Consider the following 20,779-nt stretch of genomic DNA (forward strand, 5'->3'; position numbering starts at 1 on the left):
TGACCATGGCATGGGACTGTTCGTGGTTTCAGAACCAACACAGTGGACGCGAGCAACTGAGGACAAGCCCTCGGCCTATTAGTACCGGTCAACTCCACACGTTACCGTGCTTCCATATCCGGCCTATCAACCCAGTCGTCTACTGGGAGCCTTACCCCATCAAGTGGGTGGGAGTCCTCATCTCGAAGCAGGCTTCCCGCTTAGATGCTTTCAGCGGTTATCCCTCCCGAACGTAGCCAACCAGCCATGCCCTTGGCAGAACAACTGGCACACCAGAGGTTCGTCCGTCCCGGTCCTCTCGTACTAGGGACAGCCCTTCTCAAGACTCCTACGCGCACAGCGGATAGGGACCGAACTGTCTCACGACGTTCTAAACCCAGCTCGCGTACCGCTTTAATGGGCGAACAGCCCAACCCTTGGGACCGACTCCAGCCCCAGGATGCGACGAGCCGACATCGAGGTGCCAAACCATCCCGTCGATATGGACTCTTGGGGAAGATCAGCCTGTTATCCCCGGGGTACCTTTTATCCGTTGAGCGACGGCGCTTCCACAAGCCACCGCCGGGTCACTAGTCCCGACTTTCGTCCCTGCTCGACCCGTCGGTCTCACAGTCAAGCTCCCTTGTGCACTTACACTCAACACCTGATTGCCAACCAGGCTGAGGGAACCTTTGGGCGCCTCCGTTACCCTTTAGGAGGCAACCGCCCCAGTTAAACTACCCATCAGACACTGTCCCTGATCCGGATCACGGACCCAGGTTAGACATCCAGCACGACCAGACTGGTATTTCAACGACGACTCCACACTAACTGGCGTTAGCGCTTCACAGTCTCCCAGCTATCCTACACAAGCCGAACCGAACACCAATATCAAACTGTAGTAAAGGTCCCGGGGTCTTTCCGTCCTGCTGCGCGAAACGAGCATCTTTACTCGTAGTGCAATTTCACCGGGCCTATGGTTGAGACAGTCGAGAAGTCGTTACGCCATTCGTGCAGGTCGGAACTTACCCGACAAGGAATTTCGCTACCTTAGGATGGTTATAGTTACCACCGCCGTTTACTGGCGCTTAAGTTCTCAGCTTCGCCCCACCGAAATGGAGCTAACCGGTCCCCTTAACGTTCCAGCACCGGGCAGGCGTCAGTCCGTATACATCGCCTTACGGCTTCGCACGGACCTGTGTTTTTAGTAAACAGTCGCTTCTCGCTGGTCTCTGCGGCCACCCCCAGCTCGAGGAGCAAGTCCTCTCACCAGGCGTGGCCCCCCTTCTCCCGAAGTTACGGGGGCATTTTGCCGAGTTCCTTAACCATAGTTCACCCGAACGCCTCGGTATTCTCTACCTGACCACCTGAGTCGGTTTAGGGTACGGGCCGCCATGAAACTCGCTAGAGGCTTTTCTCGACAGCATAGGATCATCCACTTCACCACAATCGGCTCGGCATCAGGTCTCAGACTATTGCCAGGCGGATTTACCTACCTGACGTCCTACACCCTTACCCCGGGACAACCACCGCCCGGGATGGACTACCTTCCTGCGTCACCCCATCACTCACCTACTACCAACTTGGGTCACCGGCTCCACCACTTTCCTTTCCCCGAAGGGTCCGGAACGGCTTCACGGGCTTAGCATCACTGGATTCGATGTTTGACGCTTCACAGCGGGTACCGGAATATCAACCGGTTATCCATCGACTACGCCTGTCGGCCTCGCCTTAGGTCCCGACTTACCCTGGGCAGATCAGCTTGACCCAGGAACCCTTAGTCAATCGGCGCAAACGTTTCTCACGTTTGTATCGCTACTCATGCCTGCATTCTCACTCGTGAACCGTCCACAACTACCTTCCGGTGCTGCTTCACCCGGCACACGACGCTCCCCTACCCATCACAGCCGGCGTTGGCCGTATTACTGCAATGACACGACTTCGGCGGTACGCTTGAGCCCCGCTACATTGTCGGCGCGGAATCACTAGACCAGTGAGCTATTACGCACTCTTTCAAGGGTGGCTGCTTCTAAGCCAACCTCCTGGTTGTCTCTGCGACTCCACATCCTTTCCCACTTAGCGTACGCTTAGGGGCCTTAGTCGATGCTCTGGGCTGTTTCCCTCTCGACCATGGAGCTTATCCCCCACAGTCTCACTGCCGCGCTCTCACTTACCGGCATTCGGAGTTTGGCTAAGGTCAGTAACCCGGTAGGGCCCATCGCCTATCCAGTGCTCTACCTCCGGCAAGAAACACACGACGCTGCACCTAAATGCATTTCGGGGAGAACCAGCTATCACGGAGTTTGATTGGCCTTTCACCCCTAACCACAGGTCATCCCCCAGGTTTTCAACCCTGGTGGGTTCGGTCCTCCACGAAGTCTTACCTCCGCTTCAACCTGCCCATGGCTAGATCACTCCGCTTCGGGTCTTGAGCGTGCTACTCAAACGCCCTATTCGGACTCGCTTTCGCTACGGCTACCCCACCCGGGTTAACCTCGCAACACGCCGCAAACTCGCAGGCTCATTCTTCAAAAGGCACGCAGTCACGAGAATGAAGACAAGTCTTCATTCCGACGCTCCCACGGCTTGTAGGCACACGGTTTCAGGTACTATTTCACTCCCCTCCCGGGGTACTTTTCACCATTCCCTCACGGTACTATCCGCTATCGGTCACCAGGGAATATTTAGGCTTAGCGGGTGGTCCCGCCAGATTCACACGGGATTTCTCGGGCCCCGTGCTACTTGGGTGTCTCTCAAACGAGCCGCTGACGTTTCGACTACGGGGGTCTTACCCTCTACGCCGGACCTTTCGCATGTCCTTCGCCTACATCAACGGTTTCTGACTCGTCTCACGGCCGGCAGACCATGAAAGAGAGATCCCACAACCCCGTATACGCAACCCCTGCCGGGTCTCACACGCATACGGTTTGGCCTCATCCGGTTTCGCTCGCCACTACTCCCGGAATCACGGTTGTTTTCTCTTCCTGCGGGTACTGAGATGTTTCACTTCCCCGCGTTCCCTCCACACTGCCTATGTGTTCAGCAGCGGGTGACAGCCCATGACGACTGCCGGGTTTCCCCATTCGGACACCCCCGGATCAAAGCCTGGTTGACGACTCCCCGGGGCCTATCGTGGCCTCCCACGTCCTTCATCGGTTCCTGGTGCCAAGGCATCCACCGTGCGCCCTTAAAAACTTGGCCACAGATGCTCGCGTCCACTGTGCAGTTCTCAAACAACGACCAGCCACCCATCACCCCGCCCTACACAGGCGAGTTCACTGGGGCCGGCGCTGAGGAAAAATCCATTCCCTCAGACACCCAACAGCGTGCCCGACACCCTCGCCCCTCGTGGTCTGCGTTCCACGCTCCGAAGAGCAGTACTGGCAGCCCGAATTGGCTGAAGATGCCGAGTAGTCAACGTTCCACCCATGAGCAACCAGCATCAGACACTCGCTGATGTACTGGCCTCTGACCTCACCCCGAAGGGATCGGTAAGAAGTGCTCCTTAGAAAGGAGGTGATCCAGCCGCACCTTCCGGTACGGCTACCTTGTTACGACTTCGTCCCAATCGCCAGTCCCACCTTCGACAGCTCCCTCCCCACAAGGGGTTGGGCCACCGGCTTCGGGTGTTACCGACTTTCGTGACGTGACGGGCGGTGTGTACAAGGCCCGGGAACGTATTCACCGCAGCAATGCTGATCTGCGATTACTAGCGACTCCGACTTCATGGGGTCGAGTTGCAGACCCCAATCCGAACTGAGACCGGCTTTTTGAGATTCGCTCCACCTCGCGGTATCGCAGCTCATTGTACCGGCCATTGTAGCACGTGTGCAGCCCAAGACATAAGGGGCATGATGACTTGACGTCGTCCCCACCTTCCTCCGAGTTGACCCCGGCGGTCTCCCGTGAGTCCCCAGCACCACAAGGGCCTGCTGGCAACACGGGACAAGGGTTGCGCTCGTTGCGGGACTTAACCCAACATCTCACGACACGAGCTGACGACAGCCATGCACCACCTGTACACCGACCACAAGGGGGACCCTGTCTCCAGGGTTTTCCGGTGTATGTCAAGCCTTGGTAAGGTTCTTCGCGTTGCGTCGAATTAAGCCACATGCTCCGCCGCTTGTGCGGGCCCCCGTCAATTCCTTTGAGTTTTAGCCTTGCGGCCGTACTCCCCAGGCGGGGCACTTAATGCGTTAGCTGCGGCACGGACAACGTGGAATGTTGCCCACACCTAGTGCCCACCGTTTACGGCGTGGACTACCAGGGTATCTAATCCTGTTCGCTCCCCACGCTTTCGCTCCTCAGCGTCAGTATCGGCCCAGAGATCCGCCTTCGCCACCGGTGTTCCTCCTGATATCTGCGCATTTCACCGCTACACCAGGAATTCCGATCTCCCCTACCGAACTCTAGCCTGCCCGTATCGACTGCAGACCCGGGGTTAAGCCCCGGGCTTTCACAACCGACGCGACAAGCCGCCTACGAGCTCTTTACGCCCAATAATTCCGGACAACGCTCGCGCCCTACGTATTACCGCGGCTGCTGGCACGTAGTTAGCCGGCGCTTCTTCTGCAGGTACCGTCACTTTCGCTTCTTCCCTGCTGAAAGAGGTTTACAACCCGAAGGCCGTCATCCCTCACGCGGCGTCGCTGCATCAGGCTTTCGCCCATTGTGCAATATTCCCCACTGCTGCCTCCCGTAGGAGTCTGGGCCGTGTCTCAGTCCCAGTGTGGCCGGTCGCCCTCTCAGGCCGGCTACCCGTCGTCGCCTTGGTGAGCCATTACCTCACCAACAAGCTGATAGGCCGCGGGCTCATCCTGCACCGCCGGAGCTTTCGAACACCTTGGATGCCCAAGATGATCAGTATCCGGTATTAGACCCCGTTTCCAGGGCTTGTCCCAGAGTGCAGGGCAGATTGCCCACGTGTTACTCACCCGTTCGCCACTAATCCCCACCGAAGTGGTTCATCGTTCGACTTGCATGTGTTAAGCACGCCGCCAGCGTTCGTCCTGAGCCAGGATCAAACTCTCCGTGAATGTGTACCGGTAATCCGGTGCAACACCACGAGAGCGGAACAGCCAGGCGGAATAAGCCCGGCCGTTCACAGCGTCCTCGCTGTGTTTTTTCAAAGGAACCTCGTCCCAGCTGATGCTGGAGACGGGGTATCAACATATCTGGCGTTGACTTTTGGCACGCTGTTGAGTTCTCAAGGAACGGTCGCTTCCTTTGTACTCACCCTCTCGGGCTTTCCTCCGGGCGCTTCCCTTCGGTCTTGCGTTTCCGACTCTATCAGATCCTTTTCTCGACCTGACCCCCAGTCAGCGGGGTTCGTCTTCGCGGCCGTTGGGCCGTTCCGACGTGTCCAACCTTAGCGCGTTCTCTCGGCGTTTCCAAAATCGAAGCCGGTTCGGAGTCGATCAGGTCGTCGAGTCCCAATTCGAATTGAATTCGGGCATGCCGAAATCAACCCCGTTGGGAGCGATCTTGCTAGTGGTTGGGTGCCGCTCGTGCGGCGGAAGTGCTGTCGCAGAACCGTTACGGCTCCCCGGCAACCCGAAGAACTTTACGGATCGGGGAGGGGGCTGTCAAGTGACCCCTGTCAAGATCTTTTGTGCGGACGTCAGTCCAGGTCGGAGAGGCGGCCGCCGGCGTCCGGCTGGGCGTCTTCGACTCGGCGCAGGAGGCGGGTGAGGACCTCGCCGAGCGCGGTGCGCTCCTCCGGGGACAGGTCCTGGAGCAGGTCCTCCTCGAAGACCGACGCCAGGCGCATCGCCTCCAGCCATTTCTCACGACCTCCAGTGGTGAGCTCGACGATGACGCGGACCCGGTTGGACTCGTCCCGCTCCCGGGTGACCAGTCCTTCGCCGACCATGCGGTCGATGCGGTGGGTCATGGCGGCCGGGGTCAGGCCCAGGCGCTTCGCGAGGTCGCTGGGGCCCAGACGGTAGGGGGCGCCGGAGAGGACGAGGGCCTTGAGGACCTCCCACTCGGCGTTGCTGATGCCGAGGGCCGCGGTCTGACGGCCGTAGGCGACATTCATGCGGCGGTTCAGGCGGGACAGGGCCGAGACGATCTGCTCCACCTGGGGGTCGAGGTCCTGGAACTCGCGTTGGTACGCGGCGATCTGTTCTTCGAGGGTCGGCTCGCTGGGGCCGGGGTTGTCGCCCATGGGCGGCAGTATCGCACGCTCGTTCTTTGCCTTGAAGTCCTTGGATCTGTACTCTTTAGCTTCGAAGTTTAGTTTCGAAGTCTTCACTCCTAACTTGTGAGAGAGGTGAACGTGACCAGGGCGATGGGCGCAGCGATGCGCCGGATCCACGTGGGCAACGCACTCAGCGCGTTCGGGCTCGGCTTCACCGTCCCCTATCTGTACGTCTATGTGGCGCAGGTACGGGGACTGGGAGCCATGACGGCGGGTCTCGTACTCGCCGTCTTCGCTGTGGCGGCGCTGGTCGTGCTGCCGTTCGCCGGGCGGGCCATCGTCCGGCGTGGACCGTTGCCGGTGTTGCTCGCCGCCCTGGTCACCGCCGCCCTGGGAGCGCTGAGCCTGGGGATCGCGAGCAGTGCGGCTGCCGTGCTGGTGTCGGCTTCCCTGCTGGGGGCCGGGCAGGCCGTGATGCAGCCGGCGCTGGCGACGATGATCGTGGACTGCTCGTCGGCGGAGACCCGGTCGCGGGCGTTCGCCATGCAGTTCTTCCTGCAGAACCTCGGGCTCGGGGTGGGTGGCCTCATCGGGGGTCATCTCGTCGATACATCGAGCGCTGCCTCCTTCACGCTGCTCTTCGCCATCGAGGCGGCGATGTTCCTGCTGCTGGTCGGGGTGATGGCGACCGTGCGGACGCCGCACGCGCCGCGGATCGAGGGCGCGCCCGTGGCGTCGGGGCGGGGCAGCTGGAAGCAGTTGCTGGGCAACCGGGCCATGGTGCAGCTGTGCGTGCTGGGCTTCGTGCTGTTCTTCGCCTGCTACGGGCAGTTCGAGTCGGGGCTGAGTGCGTACGGGGTCGAGGCCGCCGGGATATCGACGTCGGCGCTGGGGACCGCGCTGGCGGCGAACACGCTGGTGATAGTCGTGGCGCAGTTCGCCGTGCTGCGGTTCGTGGAGCGGCGTCGGCGCTCGCGGGTGATCGCTGCTGTCGGGCTGATCTGGGCCGTGGCCTGGGCTGTCGCCGGGTACGCGGGGCTCGGGCACGGGAGCCAGGAGATGGCGACGGCAGCGTTCGTCTCGACGTACGCCTTGTTCGGGCTGGGTGAGGCGTTGCTGTCGCCGACGGTCGCCCCGCTGGTCGCCGATCTGGCGCCGGAGGGGATGGCCGGGCAGTACAACTCCGCGTTCGCTCTGGTCAAGCAGCTCGCGCTGGCCGTCGGGCCGGCGGTGGGCGGGCCGCTCGGGGCCTCGCTGCACGCGCCGTACATCGTGGCGTTCCTGCTGTTCTCGCTGGGGATCACCTTCCTGGCGGTGCGGCTGGGGCGGCAGCTCACGGATGTGCAGGATCAGCCGTGGCTCGCGAAGAGCCGGGTCGTGGCGCGGGGTGGGGCGCCCGTGTCCGCGGACGTCTGATCCCCTCCCCCTTCCCCTCCAGTCCCTGCTTGGGTGCCCCTACGTCGTCTGCGTACGCGGTAGCGCGAACTCGCACCAGACCGCCTTGCCGCCGCCCGGTGTCCGGCGGCAGCCCCAGCTCGACGCGATCGTGGCGACGATGGCGATGCCCCGGCCCGATTCGTCGCCCGGTTCCGCGCGGCGGCGCCTGGGGAGGTGGTCGTCGCCGTCGGTGACCTCGATGATCAGGCGGCGGTCGGTGCGGCGCAGGCGCAGGCGCATCGGTGGGGTGCCGTGCTGGAGGGAGTTGGCGACCAGTTCGCTGGTGGCCAGGACGCCCAGGTCGTGCAGATCGGCGGGGAAGCGCCAGCTGGTCAGGACGCCGGAGGCGAAGGCACGCGCGCGTGGGGCCGCTTCCACGCCGCCCAGGAGGTCCAGCGCGGCGTTGCGGAACAGCTCGCTCTCCGGGCCCGTCCGGGCCGGGTGCTGGAGGACCAGGACGGCCACGTCGTCGTCGTGGTCGGGGGTCACGCCCGCCGAGCGGACCAGGCGGTCGCAGACGACCTGGGGTGTGCCGGTGGCGCCGGCCAGGGCGCTTTCCAGGGCGGCGATGCCCTCGTCCAGGTCGGCGTCGCGGCGCTCCACCAGGCCGTCCGTGTAGAGGACGGCCGTGGAGCCGGGGCCGAGGGGGATCGAGCCCGAGGTGTGCATCCAGCCGCCGGTGCCGAGCGGCGGGCCGGTGGGTTCGTCGGCGCGCAGGACCGTGCCGTTCTCGTCGCGGACGAGGATGGGGAGGTGGCCCGCCGAGGAGTAGACGAGCTTGCCCTCGTTCGGGTCGTGGACCGCGTACGCGCACGTGGCGATCTGGTTGGCGTCGATCTCGGCTGCCAGGCCGTCGAGGAGCTGGAGGACCTCGTGCGGGGGCAGGTCGAGGCGGGCGTAAGCGCGGACCGCCGTGCGGAGCTGGCCCATGACCGCTGCGGCGCGGACGCCGCGGCCCATGACGTCACCGATGACGAGGGCCGTGCGGCCGCCGCCGAGGGTGATGACGTCGTACCAGTCGCCGCCGACGGCGGCCTCCGTGCCTCCGGGGTGGTACGTGGCGGCGATGCGCAGGTCGTCGGGTTCTTCGAGCTCCTGGGGGAGCAGTGACCTCTGGAGGGTCACCGCCGTTTCGCGCTGGCGGCGTTCGCTGGCGCGCAGGCGCTCGGCGGCTTCGGCGTGGTCGGTGACGTCCGTGGCGAAGACGAGCACTCCGCGGCCGTCGCCGCCGCCCTTGCCGTCGCCCTGGGCGACCGGGGTGCAGGTGAAGGTGTAGGAGCGGCCGTCGGGGGCCTTGCGGGACTTGACCGTGCGGGGCTTGCCACTGCGCTGGACCTGGTCCAGGAGGGGGAACAGGCCGAGGGCGTCCAGTTCGGGGAGGGCCTCGCGGGCGCGTTCGCCGAGGGGGCGTACGCCGAAGGCGGTCCTGTAGGCGTCGTTGACGTAGGCGATGCGGTGGTCGGGGCCGTGGACCAGGGCGACGAGGGACGGGACGCGGTCGAGGACCTCGCGCACCCGCAGTTCGTCGACGGCGGGTACGGGCGGCGGCTCGTCGGTCAGTTGTTCGGCACGGGCGGCGGGTACGGAACCTTCCCCCCGCCGGTCCGGGGAGGCCGTCTGCTCGGTCCGCGCTGCGGCGCGGCGCTGCGTTCCGGGGAGCCGGGCGCTCCAGCGCGTGAAGTTCACGAATCCTTGCCTCGTGTAGTCGTCGGCGGCCGGCACCGGAACCGGCCGGGGCCCCGGGGGCCCGCACCGGGGTGTGTGGTGGCACGCCCGCGGTGGTGGACCAGTCTGGCAGTGAGCGGACCGGACCGGCATCCGTCAGACGCCGGGCCGGCCGGTGGAGTTCCTGGGTCCGGTCAGGACGACCCCTTCGGGTTGTGCGGGGGGTCCTGGGAAGGCTTTCCACCGGCCGCGAGTTCGAACTCGGCCCGGGGGTGTTCGAGTGAACCCAGGGAGACGATCTCGCGTTTGAACAGGCCGGCCAGGGCCCATTCGGCGAGCACGCGCGCCTTGCGGTTGAAGGTGGGCACGCGGCTGAGGTGGTAGGCGCGGTGCATGAACCAGGCGGGGTAGCCCTTGAGCTTGCGTCCGTAGACGTGGGCGACGCCCTTGTGCAGGCCCAGGGAGGCGACCGAGCCGACGTACTTGTGGGTGTACGTGGTGAGGGGTTCGCCGCGCAGGGCGTGCACGATGTTGTCGCCGAGGACCCTGGCCTGGCGGACGGCGTGCTGGGCGTTGGGGGCGCACTCGCGGCCGGGTTCGCCGGCCGTGACGTCGGGGACGGCCGCGGCGTCTCCCGCTGCCCACGCGTGCGTGGTGCCCTCGATCGTCAGCTCGGCCGTGCACTTGAGCCGTCCGCGGTCGTTGCGGGGCAGGTCGGTGGCGGCGAGCACCGGGTGGGGTTTGACGCCGGCCGTCCAGACGACCGTACGGGTGGGGAAGCGGGCGCCGTCGCTGAGGACCGCGACCCGGTCCGCGCAGGACTCCAGTCGGGTCTGCAGGCGTACGTCGATGTTGCGGCGCCGCAGTTCGGTGACGGTGTAGCGGCCCATCTCCTCGCCGACCTCGGGCAGGATGCGGTCCGAGGCCTCGACGAGGATCCACTTCATGTCCTCGGGCTGGACGTTGTGGTAGTAGCGCGCGGCGTAGCGGGCCATGTCCTCCAGTTCGCCCAGTGCCTCCACGCCGGCGAAGCCGCCGCCGACGAAGACGAAGGTGAGGGCCGCGTCGCGGATCGCGGGATCGCGGGTGGAGGAGGCGATGTCCATCTGCTCGATGACGTGGTTGCGCAGGCCGATGGCCTCCTCGACGGTCTTGAAGCCGATGCCGTGGTCGGCGAGGCCGGGGACCGGCAGGGCGCGCGAGACGGAGCCGGGGGCGAGGACGAGTTCGTCGTACGTCAGCTGTTGCCCGCCCGTGCCCTCCTCCTCGGTGGCGAGGGTGGTGATGGTGGCGGTGCGCTTGGCGTGGTCGATGGCGGTGGCCTCGCCGATGACGACGCGGCACCGGTCGAGGACGCGGCGCAGCGGTACGACGACATGGCGGGGGGAGATGGCGCCGGCGGCGGCCTCGGGAAGGAACGGCTGGTACGTCATGTACGGGTCGGGGGTGACGACCGTGATCTCCACCTCGCCCCGCTCCAGTTCCCGTTTCAGTCTGCGCTGGAGGCGCAGGGCCGTGTACATCCCGACGTAGCCACCACCGACAACGAGAATGCGCGCACGTTCCTTCACCATCCCATGACGCACCCGCCGCTTGCGTTTGTCCACAGCCTCGACGAATTGTGTGACCGGAGCGGGAGAGCGCGCGGAGTTGGCCGGAAAGGTGAGCTGCGATGAGTATGCGCAGGTCAGTGGGGGTGGCACGGGGGGCGCTCGGGGGCACATTCGGGACGTATACGGCCCGTACTCCGATCGGTGGGCGCTCCGTGCGGAACCTGCCCCTTCTGAATTGACTCCCTCTCAACTATGTTCGTGTGTCGACGGGGTGTAGGGGGATGCGCTCGCCGGGTCCGCGACGGGCGGCCCGGGGACCCGGGCCTGTTCCCCCGTCCCGGCATCGAATGGCGGGGAGTGTCTCCGGGGGGAGACGTCATTACCGGGGGAATACATATGCATGTTCAGGACTCTCATTGGTCGTCCGCGTCCGCTGTCGCGGCGGGTGGCGTGACGATGAGCGCGACGGCGGGCAACGGACGCGGGGACGGATCGCGGACGACACCGCTGCGCGTGGACGCACAGCGCAATCTGGAGCACGTGCTGCGGGCGGCGCGCGAGGTGTTCGGCGAGCTGGGGTACGGCGCGCCGATGGAGGACGTGGCGCGACGCGCGCGGGTCGGCGTGGGCACGGTGTACCGGCGGTTCCCGAGCAAGGACGTCCTGGTGCGGCGGATAGCCGAGGAGGAGACCTCCCGGCTGACCGACCAGGCGCGTGCGGCGCTCGGGCAGGAGGACGAGCCGTGGTCGGCGCTGTCGCGCTTCCTGCGGACGTCGGTGGCCTCCGGCGCCGGGCGGCTGCTGCCGCCGCAGGTGCTGCGGGTCTCGGTCGAGGAGGAGCGTGCCGGTCAGGCGCGGGTGCCGCAGCAGCGCATGCAGCCGGGCTCGGCGGAGCTGCGGCTGGTGCCGGAGGAGCCGGTGGCGGTCGCCTCGGTGCCGGCTTCGGCGGTCGCGGCGGAGGACGACGCCGGGGCGTCGGCGCTGCTCCAGGTCGTGGGTCAGCTCGTGGAGCGGGCGCGTACGGCGGGTGAGCTGCGGGCGGACGTGTCGGTGTCGGACGTGCTGCTGGTGATCGCGACGGCCGCGCCCTCGCTGCCGGACGCGGCACAGCAGGCGGCCGCGTCGGCGCGGCTGCTGGACATCCTGCTGGAGGGGCTGCGGTCGCGGCCGGCGTGAGGCCGGGCGGGCTGCGGGAACGGGTGGACCGTCGAGCGGCCCGGTCGGCTTTGCCGGTCGGCTGGGCCGGGCGGACCGCACGGGTGGCTTTGCCGGTCGACGCACGGGGGCGGCTTTGCCGGTCGGACGCACGAGCGGCTTGCCGGTCGACGCACGAGGCTGCTGAGCCGGTCGAACGCACAGGGCTGGGCCGGTCGATGCACGAGGCTGCTGGGCGGGTCGGACGCACGAGCGGCTTGCCGGTCGACGCACGGGGCGGCTTTGCCCGTCGGACGTACGGGGCTGCTGAGCCGGTCGAACCACCAGTCGGCTGAGCCCGTCGGTCGTTCCGGTCGGTTTCCGGGCCGGGGCGACAGGGGATCATTCCCCGAACGAGTGACGACCAGTACTGGCGTGCGGTAAACCCCGACGGATGAGTGATGGTCCGGACTGCGGGGTTCTGACCAAAAGCCAATATGGCACTCTGACCGGGTGGTCTGGACGTGTTGGGCGGCTGGCGGGGGCTTTCCGCGATGAGCGTTGACGGGCGGGACGAGTCGAGCGATGACGGGGACGCCACGGCCGGTGGCCCGGTCCCACCCCGGGTGCCGAGCCAGGGCGGACGCGCGAGCGTCCCACCGGGCGGGCATCCCGCCGACGGCTCGGTCCCGCCGCAGCGCGCATGGCGTGAGGACAGCGTCGTGCCGCCGCCGCGCGAGCTGCCGCCCTCCGACGCCGATCTCATCGACCGGATGCGCTCGGGCGACGACACGGCGTACGAGGAGCTGTACCGGCGCCACGCACAGGCCGTGCGCCGGTACGCCCGGACCTGCTGCCGCGACGCTTACACCGCGGACGACCTGACCGCCGAGGTCTTCGCCCGCATGCTCCAGGCGGTACGCGGCGGCTCCGGCCCCGAGCACGCCGTACGCGCGTACCTGCTCACCTCCGTCCGGCGCGTCGCCGCCTCCTGGACGCGGTCGGCGCGGCGGGAACAGCTCGTCGACGACTTCGCGGTGTTCGCCGCCCAGTCCGCGCGCGGCTCCTCCGCGTCCGACGACGACACACTCGACCTGGGCGCGGACGTGCGGGCGATGCACGAGGCCGAGCGGTCCATGGCCATGCGGGCCTTCAGGTCGCTGCCGGAGCGGTGGCAGGCCGTGCTGTGGCACACCGAGGTCGAGGACGAGTCGCCCAGCGAGGTCGCCACGCTCTTCGGGCTGGACGCCAACGGCACGCGCGTGCTCGCCAGCCGGGCCCGCGAGGGCCTCAAGCAGGCCTACCTCCAGGCCCACGTCAGTGCCACGCTCACCGACGACGAGGAGTGCGCGCGCTACGCCGACCAGCTCGGCACGTACGCCTGCGGCCGGCTGCGCACGCGTGCCGAGCGGGGGCTGCGCAAGCACCTGGAGGAGTGCGCGAAGTGCCGGCTGGCCGCGACACAGATCGAGGAGGTCGCCGGCGGTATCCCCGCCGTGGTGCCGGTCGCGGTCATCGGCTGGTTCGGTGCCGCCGGGTACGCCAAGGCGGCCGGGCTCATCGCCGGTGGCGCGGGAGCGGGGGCGGCCGGAGCCGCGGGTGCGGCCTCGGCGGCGGGCGGGGGCTCGTCGGGCGGGTCGGCGGCGGGCGCCGGTTCGGCCGGCGGTGCTGCGGGAGGCGGCTCGTCCGGTGGGGCGGGAGGTGGCGCGGCAGCCTCCGAGGGGGTGCGCGCGCCGGTGAAGGCCGGTATCGCGGCCGGTGTGGTCGCCGTGGGCGTCGTGGCCGCGGTGGTGCTGGCGCTGGCCGGCGGCGAGAAGCCGAAGGACGAGGCGAGGACGGCTCCCACCCCGTCCTCTCCGGTGGGCGGGCCCGCCGAGCCCACGCCCTCTCCGTCGCAGCGGGAGCCCGGGCCGCGGCCACCGGGGATCGTGCCCGCACGCGCCGAGCAGCCCGCGCCGACACCGGCCCCCAGGACCAGCCCGTCGTCCACACACTCCCCCGCCCCGACACCGAAGCCCACCCCGCCGCCCGCGTCCCCGAGGCCGACACCACCCCCGGCACTCACACCCACACCCGCACCGACACCGACACCGACACCGACACCGACCGAGAGGCCACCCGCCCCGGTCGTCTACCAGTGGAGCGAACTGTCGTACGACATCAGCGGCGACGGCACCGAACCCGAGATGCGGATCGGCGCGAGCAGCTGGGTCTGGCAGCGGCACGGCCTGTCGTCCGGCGACCGGCGGTACACGCACGGCGTCACCGTGCACGGCCGCTCCTCCGTCACCATCGACCTCAACCGCTCCTGCTCCTCCTACGAGGCGCACGTCGGGGTGGACGACCTGACGCTGAAGCTCGGCAAGGTGTACTTCTCCGTCTACGCCGACGGCGTCCGGTTGTGGCGGTCCGGGCTGGTGGAGGGCGGTGACCCGGCGGTCCCCGTCCAGGTGAACCTCACCGGCCGCAGCACCGTACGACTGGTGGTGGAACCGCACAGCGCCCTCGACAACCTGGTCCTGGCGGACTGGGCGGAGTCCAAGTTCACCTGCGGTTAGCGGCTTTCGGCTCGGTGCGAGTTCTCGGTGGCGTACGAGTTCTCGGTGGTGTACGAGTTCCGCGCCTGGTCCAGCTCGCGCAGGATGTCTTCCGCGGTGAGGCTCGCGCCCCGGGCGCGCTCCGACTCGCACCGGGCAGGACCCAGGGCGGCGCGGGTGGCTGCCCCGATCCGTTCCGCCTGGGCGTGCTCCAGGTTGGGGCGGGGACGGTCGGCACACCAGCGGTCCCCGGCACCGAGCAGCCGTGCCGCGCGCGGGAAGTCGCCGAGGTCGGCCAGCAGTCCTGCCGCGCTGTCCACGACCGTGGCCCGGATCATCTCGGAGCACCGCTTGTCCACGGCCTCGCGCAGGGCTCCGGTCACCTTGGCCAGGGCGGGCTCCGGGCCGGACTCGCTCGCCGTGACCATGGCGTCGACCAGATCCAGCATCACCACGAACTGGGGCGGCGGTGTGCCGCGCTCGGCGTCCGCGCGCGCCGCCTCGCACAGCTCGCGCGCCCGGGCGGTGTGCCCCTCGTCGGACGCGATCTGGGCCCGCAGCAGCAGGATGAACGCCTTGGCGTCCGCCACGCCGTACTGGTCGGCGGCGGCGCTCGCCTCGTCCAGCGCGGCCAGCGCGGCCGGGCGGTCTCCCGCGCGGTAGGCGATCTCGGCGAGCCGGGCGATGAGGAAGGGCGACTCGGTGTACGCGCCCACCTCGTAGGCGAGCCGCAGCGCCTCCTCGTACTCCCCCTTGGCCTCCTCGAAGCGGCCGCGGGCCATCGCGGCCTCGCCGGCCGCGCCGCACACCTGGGCCCGCAGCCAGCGGTCACCGGCGCGGCGGCTGAGGACCCGCAGTTCCGCGAGGTCGTCGTCGACGCCGTCCAGGTCGCCGGGTGCGTCGACGACCATGTGCGTACGGAACATCAGGGCGACGGCGGTCTCCCAGTCCCCGCCGTAGGTACGGCAGTTGGCGACGGCGGAGTCCATGACGGCCCGGAGGTCGCTCCGGTCGCCCACGTGGGAGGACATGATCGGGCAAACAAGCCCCGGGATCCGGGCCGCCCGTGGGCCGCCCTCCTGGAAGTAGGCCCACACCCGCTCCACGTACGGCCGCCGCTCGCTGACGAACGCCTCCGCGGACCCGGCTTCGGTCACGAAGAGCAGATGCAGGATGCGCAGATCCATCCGCAGGGCGTGCAGCGGATGTGCCGCCTCCCCGCCCGGCGCGGCGAGGAAGTGGTCGACGGGATCGGGCAGGCCCGGCACGCCGTCGGACGGCACACGCCCGGCGGCATCCCTCACCACGCCCAGCCGCAGGATCCGGTCGAGCCACTCCATGCCCTCGTGCCGGTAGTTGCGCAGCCACCAGAACCAGCCCATGGCCAGGACCAGAGCGCCGGCCTCCTGCTCGTCCCCGGCGGTGAGGGCCCGGTCGAGGGCCGCGCGGATGTTGTCGAGCTCGGTCTCCAGACGGGAGACCACAGCAGTTGCCCGGCGGAGCGCAGCAGCGGGTCGGCCCGCTCCACCAGCGCACGCACCCACGCCCGGTGCCGGCGCTCGGCCGCGGCACGCAGCGACGGAGCCTCGGCAGCGCGCTCGACGGCGTACTCGTGGATGGTCTCCAGCATCCGGTACCGCATGCCGGCGGAGCGGCCCGAGCCGTCCTCGTGGTTTGTGCCGTCCGGGTCCTCTGTCCCGCCGGGTGCCGCGACGACGAGGGACTTGTCGACGAGCGCCCCGAGCAGCTCGGCGGCGGGCCCGGTGCACACGGCCTCCGCCGCCGCGATGTCCCAGCCGCCCGCGAACACGGACACCTCGCACAGCACCGACCGCTCGGCCTCGTCGAGCAGGTCCCACGACCAGTCGACGACGGCACGCAGGGTCTGCTGGCGGGGCAGGACCGTACGGCTCCCGGAGGTCAGGAGGCGGAAGCGGTCGTCGAGCCGGTCGGCGATCTGCCGGGGCGTGAGCAGCCGGAGCCGGGCCGCGGCCAGCTCGATGGCGAGCGGCAGTCCGTCCAGGCGGCGGCAGATCTCCGCCACCGCCCGCTCGTCACGGAGCACGGCGTCCGCGTCGGGGCGGACGGCAGCGGCGCGCTCCGCGAACAGCCGGCGGGCTTGGTCCGGCCGCAGGGGCTCCACCGGACGCACCAATTCGCCGGGCACGCCCAGGGGTTCGCGGCTGGTGGCGAGGATCGTGAGCCCCGGGCAGCGGGTCAGCAGGGTCTCGGCGAGGTGGGCGGCGGCGCCGATGACATGCTCGCAGTTGTCGAGGATCAGCAGTTGGCTGCGCGGGGCGCAGTACTCCACGAGCAGGGCGACGGGGTCGTCCTGCACGGCCGTCAGCTCGCTGGTCATCAGCACGGTCTCGCGCAGACCGAGCGCGCTGACCACCGCTCCCGGCACCGCCTCCGGCCGATCCAGCGGGGCGAGCTCGGCCAGCCACGCCTGTGGGAGCCCGGCGGCGGCTTCCTCGGCGAGGCGGGTCTTGCCGGAGCCGCCCGGTCCGGTGAGGGTGACGAGTCGGGCCCGGTGCACATCGGAACGGATGGCGGCGATCTCGGGTTCCCGGCCGACGAACGAGGTCAGACGGGGACGGATGTTCCCGGTGCGCCCGGGCGGGGCGGGCGCCGGTATCTCGCTCCTCGTCTCGCTCCTCGCGGCCGACGCGAGCAGGTCGGCGTGGAGGGCGCGCAGGTGCGGGCCGGGGTCGGTGCCGAGGTCCTCCGCGAGGGCGTGGCGGGCGGACTCGTACGCGGCGAGGGCGTCGGCTTCGCGGCCGGTGTCGCGCAGGGCGCGGATCAGGAGGGCGTGCAGCGGTTCGTCGTACGGGTGTACGGCGGTCAGTTCCCGCAGTTCCGGTACGACGTCCGGCGCGCGGCCGAGCCGTAGGCGGGCCTCTGCTCGGGCCCGGGTCGCCTCCAGGTGCGTGGCCTCCGGGCGGGTGGCGGCGGTGCGGTCGGGGAGGTCGGCGAGGGCGGGGCCGCGCCAGAGGGCGAGTGCGTCGTCGAGGTGCCGCTCCGCCAGGGCGGGGGCGTCGGCGGCGAGGGCGTCGGTGCCCTGCTGGACGAGCCGTTCGAAGACGAAGAGGTCGATGTCGTCCGGCGTGGCGGCGATGCGGTAGCCGCCGGTGTCCGATGTCACGGCGTCCTTGCCGAGTGCGCGGCGGAGGCGGCCGATGAGGGCCTGGAGTGCGGCGTGGGCGTCCTGGGGTGGGTCGTCCGTCCACACCTCGTCGATCAGCGTCTGGGGTGGGGTGACGTGGGAGGGGCGTAGGGCGAGGGCGGTGAGCAGGGCGCGGAGGCGGGGGCCGCCGACGGGTACGGCTGTGCCGTGCTCGTCTTCTGCCGTGGTGACGCCCAGGATTCTGTACCGCACCGGGTCATTGTCGCTGGGGTGGGGTGAGGGGCGGGGGTTTTTTGGGCGGGGTTGCTGTCGCGGGAGTTGCACAACCCGGCGTTTCGAGGAACTCGGCGGTGTTGCTGGGGCCGGGTGGGCACCTCCCAGGCCCTTAAGGCACTGGGGGAGGCACGACTGCCCGCAGCTAAGCGGGCGCTACACCCGCCGCACCCCGGCCCCCGCCCCCAACGCCCCCCGCTGCGGTGCGATCCCCGCCGGTACGGCCCGCTGCCGGGCGGGTGTGCCCGTCCAGCAGGTGCCGCGGCGGGACAGCAGGCGGCGGAGCCACAGCTCCAGGGAGACGAGGTCGGCGAGGCCGTCCAGGGGGAGGGGTTCGCCGGCCGCCGCGGAGCGCAGGGCCTTGCGGACCACCCGGGCCTCGATCAGACCCGCCTCCGCGAGCAGCGGCGTGTCGAACAGGGCGACCAGGGAGTCCGCCGCCACCCTCAGCCCCGTACGCGCCGCGGCCGCCGCCGTCGCCTGGGTCGGGGCGCCCCACCCGGGCGGCAGGTCCCGGACCCCGGCTCCTTCCAGCACCGTACGCAGGATCGCCGCCCGCGCCCCCGGCCGCACCCGCAGCGCCTCGGGCAGCGCCCGGGCCGCGCGCACGACCTGGTTGTCGAGGAACGGCGCGTGCAGCCGCTGGAAGCGGATCTCCGCGGCCTGCTCCAGCACCCGCAGGTCCGCCGCATACCGCGCCAGCGCCGCACGCGCGCGGAAGTCACCCGGACGCTGCCCCGGCCCCACCAGCTCCGACCGGTGCGTCGCCGCCTGAAGACGAACCGATACTTCAGCGAGCGCCTCACCGGTCAGCCAGCGCGCCGCCGGCCCGGGTCTGCCCCAGGTCAGCGCGGCGAGCGAGGCCTCCACCGCACCCCCGGGCGCGTCCAGATCGTCGTCCGTACGGTGGTCGAGCAAGCGCTCGGCCAGCGATTCCAGCCCCGCCCGGTACGTCGTACGGGACAGCCGTCGCGCCGCCGCGTACACGCGCGCGGGGACCAGCACCGAGCCGTCCGTCCTGGCCAGCGCCGCGACGGGCCGCACCAGATGGCGCCGCTTGCGGTCCATCAACAGGTCGGCCAGACGCGCGGGATGGGCGTCCAGGACCTGTCGCGCACCGTAGCCCGTGAAGTGGTCCGCGCTGCCGGCCGCCAGTCGCGCCCGGTGCCGGGCCGCCGTCACCAGGGACGCGCCCGGCTCGTCCGTCAGCGGCCCCTCCAGGTCGGCGTACGGAAGGGTCTCCTCACCGCCGGCCACGACGACATGGTGCAGACGCGGGTTCGCCGCCAGCGCACCCGCCCGCTCCAGCTCGGCCTCGCGCCCCGCGACGGCCAGGTCGTTGAAGGTGACGGCCAGCAGCCGCTCCCCCGCGCCCGTGCCGTGCCCCAGCACCGTGCCCGGCATCCCGGGCAGGCCCGCGGCCAGCAGCGCGAGCGTCCCCGAGGCCGGCCCGCCGGACAGGTCCGCACCGATCCCCGGCACCGGCATCCCGCGCGCGGCACGCCGCTCGGCGGGCCCCATGCCGGGCACGGGCCCGGGGTCGATGTCCGCCCCGGGGACGTGCCGCGGCGCGGACAGCCGGGTCCGTACGGCCTCCACGAGCGCGTCGCGCACGGCGTCGACCGCGCTGTCGGGATCGGCCGAAGGCGCCGCCACCGCCAGCGAGGCGACCGGTTCGTACCCGGCGATCTCGCGTGCCCCGGCGCGCAGGATCAGTGCATGCCCCGGCGGAATGCGCTTCACGCCGTCGTACGGCGTGGAGTCGTGAAGCGCGGCGGGCACGTCAGGGGCGGCCAGCAGCGCGGCGAGGTGCCCGAAGTCGAGGTTGGCCTCGATGAGGTCGGCCAGCGGCAGTGCGGCCGTCGCATACGCCGTGCCGCCGGCCCAGGGGGTGTAGAACACCGGCCGCGCGCCCGCGAGGTCGCCGCAGACGGTGACCCTCCGGCCGACCTGCACGATCGCGGTGTAGCTCCCCGGCCAGGCGGTCAGATGCCGAAGCGCCCCGCCGCGCGCGGCGAACAGCGCGACGCGCAGCTGCTCGTCGGTGGCGCCGCAGATGCCGAGGACGGCGATGCGCGTCCGGTCGTCGGCCTTCACGACCCGCACCTCGTCGGGGCGCCAGTCACCGACCGCCCACAGCGGATCGGGGTCGCCCCACAGGAGTTGGGAGCCCACCGGATGCAGGGTCTCGCCGTCGGATCCCGTGGCGCCCGCCGAGCCGGCAGCGACGGCTCCCGCGGCGGTGCTGCTCCATCCCACCAACCACCGCATCGCCGCCTCCACAGGCTGTGGACAACCAGTGCACCGTACGAACCGGTTCACCATGCTGCCATGAAGGAAGCGTTCCAGAGTGTGCCCGCGCCGCTTGCGCTCCGCCGAACGCGCCCCGGCGGAGCCACCCACGCCGCCCCGAACACCCACGAACGCCCCGAACTCCCCCATGCCACAGGAAGAGACGGGCGCAGAAGGCGGCAGTGAAGACGGAAGGGAAGACGGAAGGGGAAGACTGCGGCGGAGGCGGCAAGAACAGAAGGGACGGTCAGGAGACAAGGCACGTCAGCGACACGTCACCAGTACGACTGCGGCGCGAATGCGCCCCCGATTCGCGCCCCAAATACGCCCGACGCGCCCTCAAGTACCGTGGTCGGAGGCCTGATACCCCATCGCCGACGGGGTCGATTTTCGGCCAAATCCCTGTCACGCACGCAGCGTCGAACACTCTCCGTACAGGCTCTGCGTACCACCGCACGGTCGCGCAGTCCGGGAGGCGGAGCACGCCTCCCGGACCGTTCCGCCGCCCGCGGGGATGGAGGCGGCGGCATCCCCCAGCCCACTGGATCCAGTACAGCGGGCCGACCCACGCAATGACCATGGAACCGCTCCCGCGATGGCCGGAGAAGAGCGCACAGGCAGGCGCATGGCCACACAGTGG

7 protein-coding genes, 2 rRNA genes and 1 pseudogene are annotated in these 20,779 nt (G+C 69.3%); 3 read left to right on the forward strand and 7 right to left on the reverse strand.

Annotated elements, in window-relative coordinates:
- Nucleotides 1-58 precede the first annotated feature (58 nt).
- The 3 genes from PV963_RS21595 to PV963_RS21605 form a co-directional block, all read right to left on the reverse strand.
- Nucleotides 59-3,180, reverse strand: a 23S ribosomal RNA gene (locus PV963_RS21595).
- Between the two features lie 308 nt (nt 3,181-3,488).
- Nucleotides 3,489-5,015 (reverse strand): 16S ribosomal RNA (locus PV963_RS21600).
- The 16S and 23S rRNA genes sit together here, the layout of an rRNA operon.
- A 584-nt stretch (nt 5,016-5,599) precedes the next feature.
- Nucleotides 5,600-6,148, reverse strand: a complete 549-nt coding sequence (locus tag PV963_RS21605; RefSeq protein WP_274817408.1) for a MarR family winged helix-turn-helix transcriptional regulator — start codon at nt 6,146-6,148, stop codon at nt 5,600-5,602.
- Nucleotides 6,149-6,271: 123 nt separating this feature from the next.
- Between PV963_RS21605 and PV963_RS21610 the strand changes: the two genes are divergently transcribed.
- The gene (locus PV963_RS21610) at nt 6,272-7,537 is read left to right on the forward strand and encodes an MFS transporter (RefSeq protein ID WP_274822085.1); all 1,266 of its coding nucleotides are present in this window, start codon (nt 6,272-6,274) and stop codon (nt 7,535-7,537) included.
- Between the two features lie 39 nt (nt 7,538-7,576).
- Here PV963_RS21610 and PV963_RS21615 read toward each other — a convergent pair whose 3' ends face one another.
- Both PV963_RS21615 and PV963_RS21620 read right to left on the reverse strand, forming a co-directional pair.
- Entirely contained in the window at nt 7,577-9,244 is a 1,668-nt protein-coding gene (locus tag PV963_RS21615) for an ATP-binding SpoIIE family protein phosphatase (protein WP_274817409.1), read from the reverse strand.
- Nucleotides 9,245-9,417: 173 nt separating this feature from the next.
- Nucleotides 9,418-10,797, reverse strand: a complete 1,380-nt coding sequence (locus tag PV963_RS21620) for an NAD(P)/FAD-dependent oxidoreductase (protein ID WP_274817410.1) — start codon at nt 10,795-10,797, stop codon at nt 9,418-9,420.
- A gap of 375 nt (nt 10,798-11,172) precedes the next feature.
- Between PV963_RS21620 and PV963_RS21625 the strand changes: the two genes are divergently transcribed.
- Both PV963_RS21625 and PV963_RS21630 read left to right on the forward strand, forming a co-directional pair.
- Nucleotides 11,173-11,952 (forward strand): TetR/AcrR family transcriptional regulator, encoded by a 780-nt coding sequence (locus tag PV963_RS21625; RefSeq protein WP_274817411.1) that lies wholly within the window; start codon nt 11,173-11,175, stop codon nt 11,950-11,952.
- Between the two features lie 512 nt (nt 11,953-12,464).
- Nucleotides 12,465-14,468, forward strand: coding sequence for a sigma-70 family RNA polymerase sigma factor (locus PV963_RS21630; RefSeq protein WP_274817412.1), 2,004 nt, complete (start codon nt 12,465-12,467; stop codon nt 14,466-14,468).
- Here the strand turns inward: PV963_RS21630 and PV963_RS21635 are convergent.
- Together PV963_RS21635 and PV963_RS21640 are read right to left on the reverse strand one after the other, a co-directional pair.
- A pseudogene (locus PV963_RS21635) lies at nt 14,465-17,826 on the reverse strand (AfsR/SARP family transcriptional regulator). The gene PV963_RS21630 and the pseudogene PV963_RS21635 sit on opposite strands and share 4 nt — an antisense overlap.
- A 177-nt stretch (nt 17,827-18,003) precedes the next feature.
- On the reverse strand, nt 18,004-20,118 hold the full coding sequence (locus PV963_RS21640) for an asparagine synthase-related protein (protein ID WP_274817413.1): 2,115 nt from the start codon (nt 20,116-20,118) through the stop codon (nt 18,004-18,006).
- Nucleotides 20,119-20,779 lie beyond the last annotated feature (661 nt).

Source organism: Streptomyces coeruleorubidus, from assembly GCF_028885415.1.
GTDB classification, from domain to species: Bacteria; Actinomycetota; Actinomycetes; order Streptomycetales; family Streptomycetaceae; genus Streptomyces; species Streptomyces coeruleorubidus_A.